The organism is Geodermatophilus ruber, assembly GCF_900114385.1.
GTDB classification, from domain to species: domain Bacteria; phylum Actinomycetota; class Actinomycetes; order Mycobacteriales; family Geodermatophilaceae; genus Geodermatophilus; species Geodermatophilus ruber.
Genome location: NZ_FOSW01000014.1, coordinates 60520 through 77692 on the forward strand (window position 1 = coordinate 60520; position 17173 = coordinate 77692).

General features: G+C 74.6%; 16 protein-coding genes. 11 read left to right on the forward strand and 5 right to left on the reverse strand.

Annotated features, from left to right (window positions below):
• Positions 1-86 precede the first annotated feature (86 nt).
• A complete protein-coding gene (locus tag BMZ50_RS19175) occupies positions 87-500 on the reverse strand; it encodes a DUF5318 family protein (RefSeq protein ID WP_091328259.1) in 414 nt (137 codons plus the stop codon).
• 154 nt (positions 501-654) lie between these two features.
• Here BMZ50_RS19175 and BMZ50_RS19180 point away from each other — a divergent pair, with 154 nt between their 5' ends.
• The 3 genes from BMZ50_RS19180 to BMZ50_RS19190 all read left to right on the forward strand — a co-directional run bounded on the left by BMZ50_RS19180 (position 655) and on the right by BMZ50_RS19190 (position 3355).
• Positions 655-1266 (forward strand): PadR family transcriptional regulator, encoded by a 612-nt coding sequence (locus tag BMZ50_RS19180; RefSeq protein ID WP_091328262.1) that lies wholly within the window; start codon positions 655-657, stop codon positions 1264-1266.
• Between the two features lie 77 nt (positions 1267-1343).
• Entirely contained in the window at positions 1344-2423 is a 1080-nt protein-coding gene (locus BMZ50_RS19185) for an inositol-3-phosphate synthase (RefSeq protein WP_091328265.1), read from the forward strand.
• Between the two features lie 173 nt (positions 2424-2596).
• A complete protein-coding gene (locus tag BMZ50_RS19190) occupies positions 2597-3355 on the forward strand; it encodes a hypothetical protein (protein ID WP_091328267.1) in 759 nt (252 codons plus the stop codon).
• Positions 3356-3476: 121 nt separating this feature from the next.
• On the opposite strand, the gene BMZ50_RS19195 is transcribed toward BMZ50_RS19190, so the two are convergent.
• Entirely contained in the window at positions 3477-4130 is a 654-nt protein-coding gene (locus BMZ50_RS19195; RefSeq protein WP_218146348.1) for a YqgE/AlgH family protein, read from the reverse strand.
• Between the two features lie 117 nt (positions 4131-4247).
• Here BMZ50_RS19195 and BMZ50_RS19200 point away from each other — a divergent pair, with 117 nt between their 5' ends.
• On the forward strand, positions 4248-5603 hold the full coding sequence (locus BMZ50_RS19200; RefSeq protein WP_091328274.1) for an MFS transporter: 1356 nt from the start codon (positions 4248-4250) through the stop codon (positions 5601-5603).
• On the opposite strand, the gene BMZ50_RS19205 is transcribed toward BMZ50_RS19200, so the two are convergent.
• From BMZ50_RS19205 to BMZ50_RS19210, 3 genes are all read right to left on the reverse strand, one after another.
• Positions 5534-5935, reverse strand: coding sequence for a DUF559 domain-containing protein (locus BMZ50_RS19205; RefSeq protein ID WP_091328277.1), 402 nt, complete (start codon positions 5933-5935; stop codon positions 5534-5536). The genes BMZ50_RS19200 and BMZ50_RS19205 overlap by 70 nt on opposite strands.
• Complete coding sequence (locus BMZ50_RS24370; protein ID WP_177212891.1) at positions 5932-6108, reverse strand: hypothetical protein; 177 nt, start codon at positions 6106-6108, stop codon at positions 5932-5934. The genes BMZ50_RS19205 and BMZ50_RS24370 overlap by 4 nt, the downstream gene beginning before the upstream one ends.
• Before the next feature lie 79 nt (positions 6109-6187).
• Positions 6188-7702 carry a CCA tRNA nucleotidyltransferase gene (locus BMZ50_RS19210; protein WP_245753740.1) on the reverse strand — a complete coding sequence of 505 codons (1515 nt, stop codon included), beginning with the start codon at positions 7700-7702 and terminating at the stop codon, positions 6188-6190.
• 42 nt (positions 7703-7744) lie between these two features.
• On the opposite strand from BMZ50_RS19210, the gene BMZ50_RS19215 reads away from it, so the two are divergent.
• From BMZ50_RS19215 to BMZ50_RS19245, 7 genes are all read left to right on the forward strand, one after another.
• Complete coding sequence (locus BMZ50_RS19215; protein ID WP_091328346.1) at positions 7745-8221, forward strand: NUDIX hydrolase; 477 nt, start codon at positions 7745-7747, stop codon at positions 8219-8221.
• A complete protein-coding gene (locus BMZ50_RS19220; protein WP_091328349.1) occupies positions 8218-10566 on the forward strand; it encodes a DUF6049 family protein in 2349 nt (782 codons plus the stop codon). The genes BMZ50_RS19215 and BMZ50_RS19220 overlap by 4 nt, the downstream gene beginning before the upstream one ends.
• Positions 10567-10627: 61 nt before the next feature.
• Positions 10628-12640: a murein biosynthesis integral membrane protein MurJ gene (murJ, locus tag BMZ50_RS19225; protein WP_245753741.1), complete on the forward strand. Its 2013-nt coding sequence runs from the start codon at positions 10628-10630 to the stop codon at positions 12638-12640.
• Positions 12641-12708: 68 nt separating this feature from the next.
• Positions 12709-14295, forward strand: coding sequence for a protein kinase family protein (locus BMZ50_RS19230; protein WP_091328352.1), 1587 nt, complete (start codon positions 12709-12711; stop codon positions 14293-14295).
• A 76-nt stretch (positions 14296-14371) separates the two neighbouring features.
• Positions 14372-15379, forward strand: coding sequence for a thioredoxin-disulfide reductase (gene trxB, locus BMZ50_RS19235; protein ID WP_245753742.1), 1008 nt, complete (start codon positions 14372-14374; stop codon positions 15377-15379).
• 114 nt (positions 15380-15493) lie between these two features.
• Entirely contained in the window at positions 15494-15820 is a 327-nt protein-coding gene (trxA, locus tag BMZ50_RS19240) for a thioredoxin (RefSeq protein WP_091328358.1), read from the forward strand.
• Positions 15821-15954: 134 nt separating this feature from the next.
• Complete coding sequence (locus BMZ50_RS19245) at positions 15955-17091, forward strand: N-acetylmuramoyl-L-alanine amidase (RefSeq protein ID WP_091328361.1); 1137 nt, start codon at positions 15955-15957, stop codon at positions 17089-17091.
• The last annotated feature ends 82 nt before the right edge of the window (positions 17092-17173 follow it).

The following is a 17173-nucleotide window of genomic DNA, read 5'->3' on the forward strand; positions in this document are numbered from 1 at the left end:
GGAGGCCCGCGGCTGCGCGGGCGAGCGGCCCCGCTCCCATGCGCAACGACGGCGCGGGGCGCCGGGTCTTCCCGCCGTGAGGCGAACTACTCCGTCGCGGCCCGCCGGCGGGTCCGACGCGGGGACCGGCGCGGCGCGGGCTCGGTCCCGAGGACGTAGGAGGAGTCCAGGTGGTTCCACCCGCAGCCCCGGCACACCTCGACGGTGTAGACGGAGAACTCCTCCTGCATGGCATCCATCCGGGCGAGCTCGGCCTGGGTCTTGGCCTGGCCGGCCGTGGATCCCAGATGCTCGCCGTACACGTAGCTCACCAGTGTCAGCCGCTCCTTGCGGCACACCGGGCAGGCGGCGTCGGTCGCCTCGCCGTGGTACTTGGCCGCACGGGAGAGGTAGGGACTGGCGTCGCAGACCTCGAAGAGCCCGGTGCGTCCGGCGTACACGTCGGCGAGGACGGCTCGCCGCTGCAGCGAGTAGTCCACGACGGATCGACGTCCGGGCACGGCGCCAATGTACGCACCGCGGGCCCTCCACGACCTGCTCGTGCGGGTCCGGTCCGGTCCGAGGTGGTCCTGCGGACCCCCTCGGTGTACGACCGCAACCACCCCCCGATGTATCGTTTCGATACATCACACCGTGGGGCGAGGGGAGAGCGACGTGCTCGAGTTCGCCATCCTGGGCCTGCTGCACCAGTCCCCCATGCACGGCTACGAGCTGCGCAAACAGCTCGCGCAGGTGCTCGGTGGGCTCCGCAGCATCTCCTACGGGTCGCTCTACCCCGCACTGAAGCGGCTGCGCGCGGCCGGTTTCGTCACCACCGACGAGCCCGACCGGCACGCCCCGCTCCCGGCCGATGCACCGCCGCTCACCGGCCGCCGCGGAAAAGTGGTCTACACGATCACCGCGGAGGGCAAGGAGCGCTTCCACGAGCTGGTCAGCCAGGCCGGCCCGGAGGCGTACGACGACAGCGGGCTCTTCGGCGTCCGGCTGGCGTTCTTCCGGCACACCGCGGCCGACGTGCGGCTGCGCATCCTCGAGGGCCGCCGGCGCACCGTCGAGCGGCAGCGGGAGGGGCTGCGGTCCTCGGTGACCCGGGCCCGCGAACGCCTCGACCGGTACACCCTCGAGCTGCAGCGTCACGGCCTGGAGTCCGTCGACCGGGAGGTCCGCTGGCTGTCCGAGCTGATCGACAGCGAGCGGAAGAACGCCGACTCCAGCGGCGCCGACCCTCCCCGCACCGATCCGGAAACCCCCACCCCGACGGGTTGACCCGTCCCCAGCTCCGCCCAGGACCGCGCCCGGTCCGCTCAACCGACCGTTCACGGTCCGAGGAAGAAGGAAACCCCATGGGATCTGTCAAGGTCGCCATCGTCGGCGTGGGCAACTGCGCCGCCTCGCTCGTCCAGGGTGTGCACTACTACCGCGACGCCGACGAGACGACGTCGGTGCCCGGTCTGATGCACGTGCGCTTCGGCGCGTACCACGTCTCCGACATCGAGTTCGTGGCCGCGTTCGACGTCGACGCCAAGAAGGTGGGCCAGGATCTCTCCGCGGCGATCGTCGCCAGCGAGAACAACACCATCAAGATCTGCGACGTGCCCCCGCTCGGCGTGGCCGTGCAGCGCGGCACCACGCTCGACGGTCTCGGCAAGTACTACCGCGAGACCATCGAGGAGTCCGACGAGCGGCCGGTCGACGTCGTCGCCGCACTGCGGGAGTCCGGTGCCGACGTCCTCGTCTGCTACCTGCCGGTCGGCTCGCAGGAGGCGGCCGAGTTCTACGCGCAGGCCGCGCTCGACGCCGGCGTCGCCTTCGTCAACGCGCTCCCGGTCTTCATCGCCGGCACCAAGGAGTGGGCGGACAAGTTTACCGCCGCCGGCGTGCCGATCGTCGGTGACGACATCAAGTCGCAGGTCGGGGCGACCATCACCCACCGGGTGCTCGCCAAGCTGTTCGAGGACCGCGGCGTCCAGCTCGACCGCACGATGCAGCTCAACGTCGGCGGCAACATGGACTTCAAGAACATGCTCGAGCGCGAGCGGCTGGAGTCCAAGAAGATCTCCAAGACCCAGGCCGTGACCAGCCAGGTCGACCGCGACATGGGCGCGGGCAACGTGCACATCGGCCCGTCGGACCACGTGTCGTGGCTCTCGGACCGCAAGTGGGCCTACGTGCGCCTCGAGGGCCGCGCGTTCGGCGACGTCCCGCTGAACCTGGAGTACAAGCTCGAGGTCTGGGACTCCCCGAACTCGGCCGGCATCATCATCGACGCCGTCCGCGCCGCGAAGATCGCCAAGGACCGCGGCATTGGCGGCCCGATCCTGTCGGCGTCGTCCTACTTCATGAAGAGCCCGCCGGTGCAGTACAGCGACAGCGAGGCCCACGACGCCGTGGAGGCGTTCATCCGGGGCGAGGTCGAGCGCTGATCGAAGACCCCCTGCTCCCCGCCCCTCGCTAGCTCGGGGCGGTGCCCTGGAGGGGGCCGACAGGGTCCGTCCCCGGGAGGGGGCGGGCCCTGTCGCGTCCCGGGGCCTGCCGCGTGCCCGGCCCTTCCGCGTGGAGCGCGGGCCCGGCCCCACCGGCTGCCTACCCTGGCCGTATGCCGCCGCGCCGCCGTCTGCTGCTCCCCACCCTGGGGCTGGTGCTCGCGCTGCTCGCGGGGTGTTCCGGAACCGGCCAGCGGCAGACCGGTGACCCGATCACCGAGGGGGAGGCCACCGTCCTGGCCGACCTGCTGGTGCGCAACCGCGAAGCCGGCGGTGCGAACTTCGTGATCACCGCCCCCTACGGGGAGGGCACGGTGCTGACCCTGACCGGCGAGGTCGATTTCACCGGTTCCGCGGGCCGGGCCCAGGCCGTCACCCGCTACGGCGACGAGCGCCCCGAGGAGCTGCGCACCCTGTTCTTCACCGCCGACCAGGTGTGGTTCGGCGACGTGCCGGGCCTGGCCGAGGCGCTCGGGGAGGCTGGCCTGCCCGAGGCGCGGTACGTGCGCCGGCCGACAGCGACGGGAGACCAGCTGCCGCTCACCGACGTCCTGGTCCGGCTGGTCCTCAACCTCGCCGCCGAGGAGGCAGACGACCCGGCCGCCTTCCGCGGCTCGGACTACACCTGGCAGGGCGACCGGTCGATCGACGGGCAGCTCACCTCGGTCTTCGCCGCGGAGGCCGGCTGGTCGGTGGCGGTCGACCGCTCCGACGATGTGCTCGTCCAGTACGTCACCCGGCTACCCGAGCTGCCCTTCGACGTCACCGTGACGCTCTCCGACCACGGGTCCCGGGAGATCGCGCTCCCCGGCGACGAGGAGACGGTGGACGGCGCCGAGCACCCGGAGATCGCCGCGTCCGTGGGTCTGTAGGGCGAGCCGCCCGGCCCCGGACATGCGGAAGGGGGCGGCCTCTTCCCCAGACCGCCCCCTTCCACCTGTGTTCCTACCAGATGGCGGCCGCCGGCGCTGCCCCTGGCGCGACGAGTCGCGCTCAGTTCACCGAGGGATCGGCCGGTGCGGTGGACAGCACCGCCAGCCGGCCGGTCTGCCGGCCCATCACCCGGCGCCACAGCTCGGGGCCGGCCAGGACGCTCAGCACGTCCTCCGCGGTGCCGGGCACGCAGGCCCAGGCGCCCTCGGCGACCTCGGCGGCCAGCTGGCCCGATGACCAGCCCGCGTAGCCGGCGAACACCCGCAGCCCGGAGACCACACCGGCCAGCTCCTCCGGATCGGCGTCGAGGTCGACCAGGTGCACGTCGCCGGCGACCCGGCGCAGGCCCCGCCCGCTGCCGGGCGCGACGGCCAGGCACAGGGCGGTGTCGGTCTCGCACGGGCCACCGACGTGGAAGACCCCCGGCTCGACCACGAGGTCGCACCAGCCGGGCAGCACGTCGCGGATCTCCACCTGGCTCGGGCGGCCCAGGACGACGCCCAGGGTGCCGCTCTCGGTGTGGTCGAGGACGTAGACGACCGTGCCGGCGAACGTGGGGTCGGTCAGCGCCGGCATGGCGACGACGAGCGATCCCGGCCGGACGTCGTCGAGCGTGCCGATCGACAGCGCGGGGACAGCATCCGCACGTCGCCGTCCCGTCGCCGGCCGGGCGTGCGGGCCGGGCTCGGAATCGGGTTCACGCGGGGGATTCATCACGCCCAGTGTGCCCCACTCGGGGGTGTCAGGGAGGGAGAGGTCGCCTCCCGCGCATCACCGTTCCCGGCCCCGCGACGACCCTTCGGGACGAGCGGGTCACCGTAGGGTGACCGGGTGCAGCGGGCGGCGGCGACGGTGCGTCACCTCCTGGTGCGCCGGGACTTCCGACGGCTGCTCGCCACCCGGCTCTGCGCCCAGTTCGGGGACGGGGTGCTGCAGGCCGCGCTCGCCGGCACGGTGCTGTTCAACCCGCAGCGCGCCGCCGACCCGGTCGACGTCGCCGCCGGGTTCGCCGTCCTCCTCCTGCCCTACTCGCTCGTCGGGCCGTTCGCCGGCGTGTGGCTGGACCGGTGGAGCCGCCGGCAGGTGCTGCTGCACGCCAACGTGGTGCGCGCCGGGCTCGTCGCCGTCCTGGCCGCGCTGACCGCGGCCGGAGTGGACGGCGGGCCGTTCTACCTGACCGGCCTCGCGGTGTTCTCGGTGAACCGCTTCATCCTCTCGGCCCTGTCGGCCGCGCTGCCGCACACGACCGACGCACCGTCGCTGGTGTCGGCCAACGCGCTGTCCACGACGGCGGGGTCGGTGGCCACCGTCGTCGGCGCCGCGGCCACGGTCGCGCTGCTGCCGCTCGCCGGGACCGGCGACACCGCCTACGCGGTCGTGACGCTGGCCGCGGCGCTGCCCTACCTGGCCGCGGCCGGCGTGGTCACCGGTCTCGGTCGCCCCGAGCTGGGGCCGGACCACACGGCCCGCAGCGCCCTGCTGTCGGCGCGCGAGGTGCTGGCCGGGATGGTCGCCGGCGCCCGCCACCTCCGGGCCCACCGGCCGGCGGTCGCGGCGCTCGGCGTGATCACCGTGCACCGGCTCTGCTTCGGCCTCCTCACCCTGATGACGCTGCTGCTGTTCCGGAACACCTTCGACGCGTGGGGGCCGGTGCCGGGCGGGCTGGCGGGTCTCGGCGTGGTCGTCGCCGCCGGGGCCGTGGGCACCCTGCTGGCCGCACTGGTGACGCCGCGGATGGTGCGGCGCCTGGGCGCACCGCGGTGGATCGTGCTGCAGCTGGCCGGCGGCGGGGTGCTGCTGGTGGCGCTCGGGTTGCCCTTCCGGCCGCCGACCGCCGTCCTGACCGGCCTCGTGCTGGCCTTCGTGGGGCAGGCGGTGAAGATCTGCGTCGACACCACCCTGCAGGCGGTCGACGACGACTTCCGCGGCCGGGTGTTCGCCGTCTACGACATGCTGGTCAACGTCAGCTACGTGCTGGCGCTGGTCGCGGGGGCGTTCCTGCTGCCGGAGTCGGGGATCTCATCCCCGGTGCTGCTGGCGGTGGGCGCGCTCTACCTGCTCGCCGCCCTCGGGTACGGAGTGGATTCGTACGGGTCACGCGGACGAATCCACTCCGCTCAGGCGACGATGCGACCGATCTCGGAGCCGCAGGCCGGCCCCTCCTCGCGCAACCGCCGGACGGGGTAGCGCAGCACGACCACGCCCGCTCGCTGGATCGCGTTCTGCCGCCGGAGGTCTGCGCCCCGGTCCTGCGCACTCAGGTGGTAGGCCAGCCCGTCCGCTTCCACCGCCACACGCTTCCGCCGCCAGAGCGCGTCGACGAAGAAGGTGCCCAGATCCGTCTCGACCGGCGCGTTCCACTCCGGTTCGGGTAATCCCGCGGCGAGCACCACCCGGCGCAGATCGCTCTCACCCACCGACCGCATGCCGCGCTCCGCGTCCGCCGCGGCCGCCCGGAGCCAGGCTGTGGCAGCGCGGCCGGCCCGCTCCGTCTCGGCCAGCAACTGCTCGACGGTCACCAGTCCTTCTGCAGCGCATCGGACACGGCGTGCTCCACGTCCGCACGATGCGTGGCCGTCAGGCACACGTCCACGACGGCCCGCGCCGCACCCGTGCACCGCAGGCCGGACAGCTCCAGGATCCCCAGTCGGCGGCGGCTCTGGTGCACTGGGAAGACGGATCGGGTGGGCACTGCGCGATCCTGCGGCCGACCTGCGATATCCCGCTGGCATCATCCACAGGCCCCACCGACCGGAGTGGATTCGTGCGGGTCACGCGGACGAATCCACTCCGTTCCTGCGCTCCCACCAGGCGCGGAGCTCGGCCTCGGCGTCGGCGGGGTCGAGCGGGCCGCGCTCGAGGCGGAGGTCCTTGAGGAACGTCCACGCCTCGCCGACCTCCCGGCCCGGCGGGATGCCCAGGATCTCCATGATCGCGTTCCCGTCGAGGTCCGGCCGGACCCGCGCCAGGTTCTCCGCCTCGGAGAGCACCGCGATGCGCTCCTCCAGCGAGTCGTAGGTCGCCGACAGCGCCGCCGCCCGCTTCTTGTTGCGGGTCGTGGAGTCCGAGCGCACCAGCTTGTGCAGCCGCGACAGCAGGTCGCCGGCGTCGGTGACGTACCGGCGCACCGCCGAGTCGGTCCACTCGCCGCGACCGTAGCCGTGGAAGCGCAGGTGGAGGAAGGTCAGCCGGGCGACCGCCTCGACGACGTCCTTCGGGTAGCGCAGCGCGGTCAGCCGCTTGCGCACCAGCTTGGCGCCGACCACCTCGTGGTGGTGGAAGGACACGCGCCCGCGCGGCTCGTGCCGCCGGGTCGCCGGCTTGCCGACGTCGTGCAGCAGCGCGGCCAGCCGCAGCACCAGGTCGGGGGATTCGGCGTCCGGATCGGCCTTCTCCAGCGCGATCGCCTGCTCGAGCACGGTCAGCGAGTGCGAGTAGACGTCCTTGTGCTGGTGGTGCTCGTCGATCTCCATCCGCAGCGCGGGCAGCTCGGGCAGCACGACGTCGGCCAGCCCGCTGTCGACGAACAGCTCCAGCGCTGCGCGGGGGGAGTCCTGCAGCAGCGTCTTGGACAGCTCGGCGTTCACCCGCTCCGGCGTGATCCGGGCCAGCTCGCCGGCCATCGAGGTCATCGCCGCGACCACCTCGTCGTCCGGGGTGAGCCCGAGCTGGGCGACGAAGCGGACGGCGCGCAGCATGCGCAGCGGGTCGTCGGCGAAGGAGTCCACGGCGGCCCCGGGCGTGCGCAGCCGCTTCACCAGCAGGTCGCGCAGCCCGCCGAACGGGTCGGTGACGGTGCGGTCGGGCCCGAGGGAGACCGCCATCGCGTTGACCGTGAAGTCCCGGCGGGCCAGGTCCTCGACGAGCGACGTCCCCCAGGCCACCTCCGGGTTGCGCGACTCCCGGTCGTAGCGGTCGGCGCGGAAGGTGGTGATCTCCAGCCGGACGCCGCGCACCTCGGCACCGACCGTGCCGAACGCGATCCCCGTGTTCCACGTGGAACTGGCCCAGCCGCGCAGCACCTCGAGGGTCTGCTCCGGGCGGGCGTCGGTGGTGATGTCGAGGTCCCCCGGCACCTGCGCCGTGCCCGACCCGGCGGAGAGCAGGGCGTCGCGCACCGACCCCCCGACGAGGTGCGCCTCGAACCCGGCTGCGGCGAAACGCCCGCCGAGCTCGGTCAGCACGGGGGAGAGGTCGACGAGCTGCCGCACCGTCTCCTGGACGGCGGGCGGCACCGGCTCGGCAGCCGAGAGACCCGAGGGACGACGCGGAGGCTGACCGGACACGACGATCCAGGGTAGTGCCGCGCATCGCGCTACCCTCCTGGCATGGCTGGGACGGGCGGACGCGGGCGCCCCGGGCGCCGGTTGCGCCGGGTCGACGAGACCTCCGCCGGGGGCCTGGTGGTGGCCGACGACCCCGTGACGGGGCCGCGAGCTGCGCTCATCGGCCGCACCGATCGCCGGGGCCGGTTGCTCTGGTCGCTGCCCAAGGGCCACATCGAGGAGGGGGAGACCCCGGAGGACACCGCCGTCCGCGAGGTCGCCGAGGAGACCGGGATCATCGGGGAGGTCGTCGCGCCGCTCGGCATCATCGACTTCTGGTTCGTGGCCGACGGCCGGCGCGTGCACAAGACGGTGCACCACTTCCTGCTCCGCGCCATCGGCGGAGCGCTGTCCGACGCCGACGTCGAGGTGACCGAGGTCGCCTGGGTGCCCCTCGACGAGCTGAGCGGCCGGCTGGCCTACGCCGACGAGCGGGCGCTCGTCGAGCGGGCGCCCGCACTGCTCGCCGACAGCGCGTGACCCCTCCGGCTACCGGCCGCGCCGGTGGCCGGGGCGCCGCGCGTGGTCCCGGCCGCACGGCTGCCCGCAGCACCGTCCGCGCGCTCCTGGCCGGGCTGCTCACCACACCCCTGATCGCGCTCGCCCCGGCCGCCGCCGCGGCGCCCGGTGACCACGCATCGGCCGGCGAGCAGCGCCCGGTCCGCATCGACGTCTCCCGGCTCGAGCCGCGCACGCTGACCCCCGGCGCCGTCGTCACGGTGACCGGCCGGCTGACCAACACCGGCACCGAGACGCTCACCGACCTCGACGTCCGCCTGCAGCGCGGGGAGATCCTGGAGACCCGTGCCGAGCTGGTGGCCCTCGACGAGGAGACCGACCCGCCGACCGCCGTCGCGACGCCCTTCGTCGAGGTGCCCGGCGACCTCGCGCCGGGCGACTCGCTGTCCTTCAGCGTCACGAGCAGCACCGACGAGCTGGGCATCGACAGGGACGGCGTCTACCCGGTGCTGCTCAATCTCAACGGCACCGACGCCGACGGGGAGCGCCGGCGGGTCGGCGAGCTGAGCACCTACCTCGTGCAACCGGTGGAGCAGCCCGCCGCGCCGCCCGCCGTCGGCTGGCTGTGGCCGCTGGTCGAGCGCACCCACCGTGACGCCGCCGGGCGGTTCGTCGACGACGACCTGGCCGAGGAGGTGGCGGCCGACGGCCGGCTCGACCGCGCGCTGGCCGCCGTCGAGCGGGTGCCCGCGACCACGCCGCCCGAGGGCGGTGACCCGGTGCCGGTGGCGCGGGTGACCCTGGCCGTCGACCCCGCGCTGGTCGAGGAGCTCGAGCTCATGGCCGACGGCGGCTACGACCTCGCCGGGACCGACGCCACCGGGGAGCCCAGCAAGGACGCCGCCGCGTTCCTCGGCCGGATGCGCGCGGTCGCCGCCGACCACCCGGTCCTCGCCCTGCCCTACGGGGACGTCGACGCCGACGCCCTCGCCGCGGCCGGTCTCTCCGACGTGCTCACCCGCAGCCTCCCCGGCACCCCCGCCGGGACCGCGCGGGACGGCGCGGGGGACGAGGTCGCCGCCCCGGCCTCCGAGCCGCCACCCGCCCCCGCCGAGAAAGCCGACGAGACCACCGGGGAAGGGGCTCGCATCCTGCGCGAGGCCCTCGGCGTGACCCCGCGCACCGACCTGGCCTGGGCGGTCGGCGGGACCGTGCGCACCGACACCCGGGCCACGCTGCGGGCCGGCGGCGTCGAGCACCTGGTGGTGGGGCCCGGCGGGCTCACCGACGGCACCGAGGCGCTCGGCCTGGGCAGCGGGGGCGCCGCGGCCCGGGCGCCGGTGCCCGCGGGCGACGGCGCGCTCGACGTGCTCGTGGCCGACAGCGGCCTCGGCCGGCTGGCCGACTCCTCCGTCGACGGCGGGCCGCGCGTCGGCGAGCAGCGCTACCTCGCCGAGCTGGCCCTGCTCGGGCTGCGGTCGGCAGGGGATCCGGGCGCCGGGCAGAGCGTCCTGGTCGCCCCGCCGCGCGAGGTCGACGCCGACCCCACGGCGGTCAGCTCGATGATCGCAGCCACGGCCCAGCTGCCGTGGCTGCGGGCGGCCTCGGTGGAGCAGCTGGCCACCGGGCCCGCGGCTGCCGCCGGCGAGCTGCTCGACCCCCGCGAGCCCGGCGGGCTCGAGGCCGCCGGGCTGGGCGACGTCGTGGCCGCGGTGCGCATCCGGGACGACCTGGCCGGCGCGGTGGTGGGGGACCCCGACGCCGCGCTGGCCCCGTACGACGCCGCAGCGTCGCGCGCGACCTCGGCCGCCTGGCGCGACCAGCCGGAAGGCTTCGCCGCGGCGGCCGGCGACCTGCGGGCCACGCTCGGCCGGCTGCGCGGGCAGGTCACCCTGCTCGCCCCCGCCGACGGGACCTACAGCCTGGCCTCCGACGATGCACCGCTGGTGCTGACGGTGCGCAACGACCTGCCCTTTGCCGTGCGGGTGCTCCTGGAGGTGCGCACCCGGGGCAACGCGGCGCTGTCGGTGGCCGATATCGGCCCGCAGGTCCTCGCGCCCGACCAGCGCACCACGCTGCAGGTCCCCACCGAGCTGCGCCAGTCCGGCCGGTTCGGGGTCGTCGCCACGCTGACCACGCCGGACGGCGATCCGCTCGGCGAGCCGGTGGAGCTGCAGGTCAACAGCACCGCCTACGGTTCGATCTCGCTGGTCATCACGATCGGCGCCGCGGCGCTGCTGGGGCTGCTGTTCCTCCGCCGTCTCGTGCTGTTCCTGGTGCGCCGCCGTCGGGGGACGCCGGCCGACGAGGCCGCGGAGCTGCCCGAGGGCGCCGCGTCGCTGCCGCCCACCCGGAGCCCCGTGTGAGCGAGCCCGCGGGCTCAGCACCTGCTGGAACGGGACGGACGAGCGCCGGGGAGGAGAACGCGTGACCCGAGAGCCGCAGCGCCGGATCCCGCTGCCCCCGGTGCCCCCGCCGTCCGCGGGGGAGCGCACCCCGCCCGAGCGGCCGGCACCCCGGCGACCCGGGCCGCCGTCCGCCGGGCCCCGTGCGGCCCCCCTGCCCCCGCCGCCGTACCCCAAGGCGCCGCCGGCTGCGAAGGCACCGCCGCCCGCGAACCCGGCGGCGAGCCGGGCCCGGCCGCCGGTGTCCCCCGCCGCCGAGCGGATCCGCCGGCTGCCCCCGCCGCCGCCCCCACCGCCGGTCCGCGGACGGAACCGCTGGGTGCCCGGCCCGGATGACACCCAGCTGATCCCGGTGCTGCCGGCGGTGCCGCGGCCGGTCGACGAGACCGAGGAGGAGCTCGAGGCCCGCGAGGGCCGGCCGGGCGCCAGTCGCGGCATCCTCCGCGCCGCGGGCACGATGGCGGTGGCCACGCTCGTCTCCCGGGTGACCGGCCTGCTGCGCACGATGGTGCTGGCCGCGGCCCTCGGCGTCGGGCTGGTCAACGACGCCTACAACACCGCCAACACGCTGCCCAACATCGTCTACGAGCTGCTGCTCGGCGGCGTCCTGACCTCGGTGATCGTCCCGCTGCTGGTGCACGCCCAGGAACGGGACGCCGACGGCGGGGTCCGCTACGCCCAGCGGCTGGCCACCGCGGCGGTCGCCGGCCTGGTCGTGATCACCGTGGTGGCCATCACGATCGCCCCGGCGCTCACCGCGCTCTACGGCATCGAGGGTGACCCGGACCAGGTGCGGCTGGCGAACTGGCTGGCCCGCATCCTGCTCGTGGAGATCGTCTTCTACGGACTGGGCGCGCTTGCGCAGGCGATCCTCAACACGCGCGGGAGCTTCGGGCCCCCCGCGTGGGCGCCGGTGCTCAACAACGTCGTGGTCATCGCCACCGGGCTGCTGTTCGTCGCCGCCAGCGGCCCCGGCGAGCTGACCCCGCTCACGATCACCCCCGGCCAGGTGTGGCTGCTGGGCATCGGCACCACGCTCGGCATCGCGCTGCAGGCGCTGGTCCTGCTCCCGCTGGTGCGCAAGGCCGGCGTCCCGCTGCGCCCCCGGTGGAACCTGCGGCAGATCGGCCTGCGGGAGGTGGGCGGCCTGGGGCTGTGGGTGCTCGGCTACGTGGCGGTCAGCCAGATCGGCGTCATCGTCGCCACCCGGATCGCCAACGCCGCCACCCGCGAGGGCGGGCTCGGGTCCAGCGCCTTCGCCTACGCCAGCCTGCTGTTCCAGATGCCCTACGGGATCATCGGCGTCGCGCTGCTCACCGCGCTGCTGCCGAGGATGAGCCGCGCGGCGGCCCGCCGGGACGTGCCCGGGGTGGTCCAGGACCTCTCGCTGGGCACCCGGCTCTCGGCCCTCGGCCTGCTGCCGGTCACCGCCGCGCTGACCGTGCTCGGGCCGGCGCTGGCCACGGTGGCCTTCGCGCGCGGCAAGACGAGCCTGGCCGACGCCCAGGCCATCGGCGTCGCGCTGGCAGTGGGCGCGTTCGGGCTCCTGCCGATGGCGGTCACGCTGCTGCAGCTGCGGGTCTTCTACGCGATGAAGGACGCCCGGACCCCCACGCTCATCCAGCTCGGGATGGTCGCCGTCCGGGTGCCGCTGCTGCTGGCCGTTCCCGCGGTGCTCTCCCCGGAGCACGTGGTCGCCGGCCTGATGCTGGTCACCAGCGTCACCTACCTCGCCGGCTGGGTGCTGGGCCAGGTCGCGCTCCACCGCCGGCTGGGGGCCCTGGCCACCCGCGAGACGTTCGGGCCCCTGCTGCGGATCGCCGGGGTGTCGGTCGTCGCCGGGCTGCTCGGCTGGCTGGCCGTCTCGGTGACCGAGGACGCCTTCGGGACGTCGGTGGCGGGCTCGCTCGCCACCCTGCTCATCGGTACCGTGGTCATCGGCGTCGCGGCCCTGGCAGGGTTGGTGCTCGCCCGCGTTCCCGAGGTCCGGGAGCCCCTCGCTGTCCTCCGGGCGCGGCTGGGACGCGGGCGATGACCGGGTCGACGCCAGCACCGGGGCGACCCAGCCACCGGCCGGGAGCGAACAGGGGGGCCGCCGCGTCGATGACGTCCACGATCACCGGCCTCCCCGACCGCTACCGCCCCCTCGACGAGTTCGGCCCGCCGGAGTCCACGGCCACCGGCGTCATCCACTGCTGGCGCGCGAAGGACCGCGTGCTCAACCGGGACGTCGCCATCCGGGTGCACACGCCCGGCGGTCTCCCGGCCCGCGACTGGATCACCCGCGCGCTGACCGCCGGGGGCCTGGCCACCCCGGCGCTGGCGATGGTCTACGACGCCGCGGAGGGCAGCGCCCCCGGCGGCGCGGCGTACGTGGTGAACGAGTGGATCGAGGGGCAGACCCTCGCCGAGCGGCTCGCCGAGGGGCCGATGACCGAGCGGGAGGCGCGCACCGTGCTGCGCCGCCTGGCCGAGGGCGTCGCCGAGGCCCACCGGGTCGGGCTCGCCGTCGGCGGGCTCACCCCCGAGACCGTCGTCCTGCGGCCCAACGGCCTGGTCGGTCTGCGCGCCGTGCCGGCCGCCAGCGGCACCATGCAGGGCGACATCGCCGCGCTGGGCGAACTGCTCGACCACTGCCTGACCGGGCCCCGTGCCGGCGCGTCGGGACGCCCTCCTGCCGTCGCGCCCGACCTCGCCGCCCTCATCCGGCGTGCCCGCTCCACCGAGCCGGGCGCGGGGCTGTCCAGCGCGGCCGCCATGGCCGCGCTGCTGGCCGAGCCGTCGCGGCGGGGGCAAGGCCTGTCGGACTCCGGCCGGGTGGTCGACCTGGAGGACAGCGGCTGGCTGCGACGGCTGCGGGAACGCCGCGACGAGGTCACGGTCGACCCCGCGCCCACCATGGACACCCATGGGGAGGACACCCCCCGACGCCTGGATCCGCAGGGCCGCCCGCCGGTGCCGCCGCCCCGCGGTCAGGTGACCGAGGAACCCCTGCTGCCCCTTGCCGAGGACGCCGACGACGACGCCCCGTTGGAGGACGGCGGCACGGTCCCCGAGGGGCGCCGCCGGCTGCTCGTGGTGGGCCTGCCGCTGCTGGCGCTGGTCGTGGTCGTGGCGCTCGCCTGGTGGATCGGGTCCAACGTGCTCTCGGTGGCCGGGGACGTCGGGGGCGAGGGCGCCCCGACGGCGAGCGCGCCGGCCGCCGGCAGCTCGACCGGGGCGGAGCCGACGCCCGCCACCCCTCCGGCGCTGACCATCACCGACGCCACCGTGTTCGACCCCGGCGGGGACGGCGGGCCGGAGAACGACGGCGACGTCCCGCTGTCCTTCGACGGCGACCCGGCCACCGCCTGGTCGACGGTCTCCTACCGGGGCAGCCCGAACTTCGGCAATCTCAAGGACGGCGTCGGCGTCGTGTACGACCTCGGCAGCGAGCGGGCGGTGGCCGGCGTCCAGCTCACCACGACCACCCCGGGCGCCTCCGTGGAGGTGCGCACCGGGGACAGGCCCGACGGCGCGCTGGACAGCTTCGACCTCGTCGCCTCGGGAGAACTCACCGGCACCACCGAGCTGAGCTTCGACGACCCGGTCACCACGCGGTACCTGCTGGTCTGGCTCACCTCGCTGGTGCCGGCCGACGGCGGGTTCTCCGCCACCGTGGCCGAGGTCTCCCCGCAGCCGGCCGGCTGAGCCCGGGGCTTCCGCCCCGGGGAAGCAGGGCGTGTGGGCGGGGAATGCGGCTCCTACCATGCTGGTTGTGCCGCCCGTGACGACAGAGCAACCGACCCCTGGCCCGGCCGCGACGACCGACGGGAACCCCGCGATCCCGCCGGCGGAGCACGACGGCATCCGCGACGTGATCATCATCGGGTCGGGGCCGGCCGGCTACACCGCTGCGATCTACGCCGCCCGTGCGAACCTGCACCCGCTGGTGTTCGAGGGGACGCAGTTCGGCGGTGCGCTGATGACCACCACCGAGGTCGAGAACTTCCCCGGCTTCCCGGAGGGCATCCAGGGCCCGCAGCTCATGGACGACATGCGCACCCAGGCCGAGCGCTTCGGCGCCGAGCTCGTCGCCCGTGACGTCACCGAGGTCGACCTGACCGTCGACCCGAAGATCGTCAAGGTGGGCGATCAGGTGCACCGTGCGCACTCGGTGATCGTCGCCACCGGGTCGAAGTACCGGTACCTGGGGCTGGCCAACGAGGAGCGGCTGCTCGGCCGCGGCGTCTCGGCCTGCGCCACCTGCGACGGCTTCTTCTTCCGCGACCAGGACATCGTCGTGGTGGGCGGTGGTGACTCCGCCATGGAGGAGGCCACCTTCCTCACCCGCTTCGCCAAGACGGTGACCGTCGTCCACCGCCGGCAGGAGCTGCGCGCGTCGAAGATCATGCAGCAGCGCGCCCAGGACAACGAGAAGATCCGCTGGCAACTGGGCAAGCGGGTCAGCGACGTCCACGGCGACGACACCGTCTCCGGGGTGGAGCTCACCGACGTCGAGACCGGCAGCACCGAGACCGTGCCGGTGACCGGCATGTTCGTCGCGATCGGCCACGACCCGCGCAGCGAGCTGTTCGTCGGCCAACTCAAGCTCGACGACGAGGGCTACATCCTCGTCGAGCACCCGACCACCCGAACCAACATCCCCGGCGTCTTCGCCTGCGGCGACGTCGTCGACCGCATCTACCGGCAGGCGATCACCGCCGCCGGCACCGGTGCTGCGGCGGGCATGGATGCCGAGCGCTGGCTGGCCGAGGCCTTCGGCGAGCGCTGACGCCCGCGCCCGCCCCGAAGGCACCCGCCCGCACAGGGGCATAAACCGCCCGCCCGGACGGTTGCCCCTGCCGGGCCCTTTCCGAGCCACGCGAGAACCCCGAGGAGAACGACCATGGCAGGCAACACCGTGACGGTCACCGACGCCACCTTCGCCGACGACGTGCTGGGCAGCGACAAGCCCGTGCTCGTCGACTTCTGGGCGGAGTGGTGCGGCCCGTGCAAGATGGTCGCCCCGGTGCTGGAGGAGATCGCCGCCGAGCACGGCGACAAGCTGACGATCGCCAAGCTGAACATCGACGAGAACCCGCAGATCGCCCGCGACTACCAGGTCATGTCGATCCCGACGATGACGGTGTTCCAGGACGGCAAGCCGGTCAAGAGCATCATCGGCGCCAAGCCGAAGGGCGCGATCCTCTCCGACCTGGCCGACTACATCTGAGCCGACCGCTCCGGTCAGCTCCATCGGGCCTCCCCGGCCGTGTGCCGGGGAGGCCCGATCTCGTTCTGCGCCCCCGGTGAGCCGGACCGGCCGCCGGGGACGACAATCGACCCTCTATGGGAAACGACAGCCGCATGCAGCCCCTCGGTCCAGGTGACCGCGGCCCCGCCGTGGCCGACGTGCACGCGGCCCTGCGCAGCCTGGGCCTCCTGGCCCCGGGCGACGGCGGCGCCGAGGAGGAGCCGCTCGGCCAGGCCGAGTACGACCCGTCCACCGAACTCGCCGTGCGCCACTTCCAGCAGGTGCGCGGCCTCTCGGTGGACGGACGGGTGGGTGAGGAGACCTACCGGGCGCTGTCCGAGGCACGCTGGTCGCTGGGCGACCGGCTGCTGCACCACGACCCCGAGCGCCCGATCCGCGGCGACGACGTCACCAACCTGCAGGAGCGGCTGCACGAACTGGGCTACGACGCCGGCCCGGTCGACGGCGTCTTCGGCGCCGAGACCGAGATCGGGCTGGGCGCCTTCCAGCGCGACTACGGGCTGACCTCCGACGGCACCTGCGGGCCGGCCACCCTGCGGGCCCTGCGGCAGCTCGGCCGCAAGGTCACCGGCGGGCGGCCGCAGCTGCTGCGGCAGAGCGCCAGCTTCGTCGAGAGCGGGCCGCACCTCATCGGCCGGCGCATCGTCATCGACCCGGGTCACGGCGGCGGCGACCCCGGCTTCGTCGTCGGCGAGACCACCGAGGCCGACCTCGCCCTGGACCTGGCCTCCCGCATCGAGGGCCGGCTGGCCGCCGCCGGGGCCACCGTCTACCTCACCCGCGGCCGGGACCAGAACCCGACCGCGGCCGAGCGCACCGCGTTCGCCAACGACGCCCGCGCCGACCTGTTCCTCTCCCTGCACGTGGACGGGCACCCCTCCGAGCACGCCCGGGGGGTGGCCGGCTACTACTACGGCACCGGGTCGGGCGCCTCCTCCACCGTCGGTGAGCAGTTCGCCAACCTGGCGCGCCGCGAGGTCGTGGCCCGCACCGGCATGCTCGACCTGGGCTCCCACCCCATGACCTGGGACCTGCTGCGCATGACCCGGATGCCGGCGGTCCGCATCGACTGCGGCTACCTCTCCCACCCGGTGGACCGGCTGCTGCTGCTGGACGCCCGGCTGCGCAGCACGGTTGCCAGCGGCGTCCTGGCCGCCGTCCAGCGGCTGTTCCTGCCCGCCGAGGCGGACCCGCCGACCGGCACCTTCGTCCTCCCGTCGAAGGTCTGATCACGACGAGTGGGCCCCCGAGGGCTCCGCGCGGGCATGGCGGACGGCGTCGTGACCGCGGTGTGACCGTGGTGTGACCGAC

Bases quoted from the DNA above. Each gene is read 5' to 3' on its own strand.
- BMZ50_RS19215 (WP_091328346.1), top strand. From the start codon at position 7,745: ATGGCTGGGACGGGCGGACGCGGGCGCCCCGGGCGCCGGTTGCGCCGG.
- BMZ50_RS19230 (WP_091328352.1), top strand. From the start codon at position 12,709: ATGACGTCCACGATCACCGGCCTCCCCGACCGCTACCGCCCCCTCGAC.
- BMZ50_RS19190 (WP_091328267.1), top strand. From the start codon at position 2,597: ATGCCGCCGCGCCGCCGTCTGCTGCTCCCCACCCTGGGGCTGGTGCTC.
- trxA (WP_091328358.1), top strand. From the start codon at position 15,494: ATGGCAGGCAACACCGTGACGGTCACCGACGCCACCTTCGCCGACGAC.
- BMZ50_RS19245 (WP_091328361.1), top strand. From the start codon at position 15,955: ATGCAGCCCCTCGGTCCAGGTGACCGCGGCCCCGCCGTGGCCGACGTG.
- BMZ50_RS19185 (WP_091328265.1), top strand. From the start codon at position 1,344: ATGGGATCTGTCAAGGTCGCCATCGTCGGCGTGGGCAACTGCGCCGCC.
- BMZ50_RS19195 (WP_218146348.1), bottom strand. From the start codon at position 4,130: ATGAATCCCCCGCGTGAACCCGATTCCGAGCCCGGCCCGCACGCCCGG.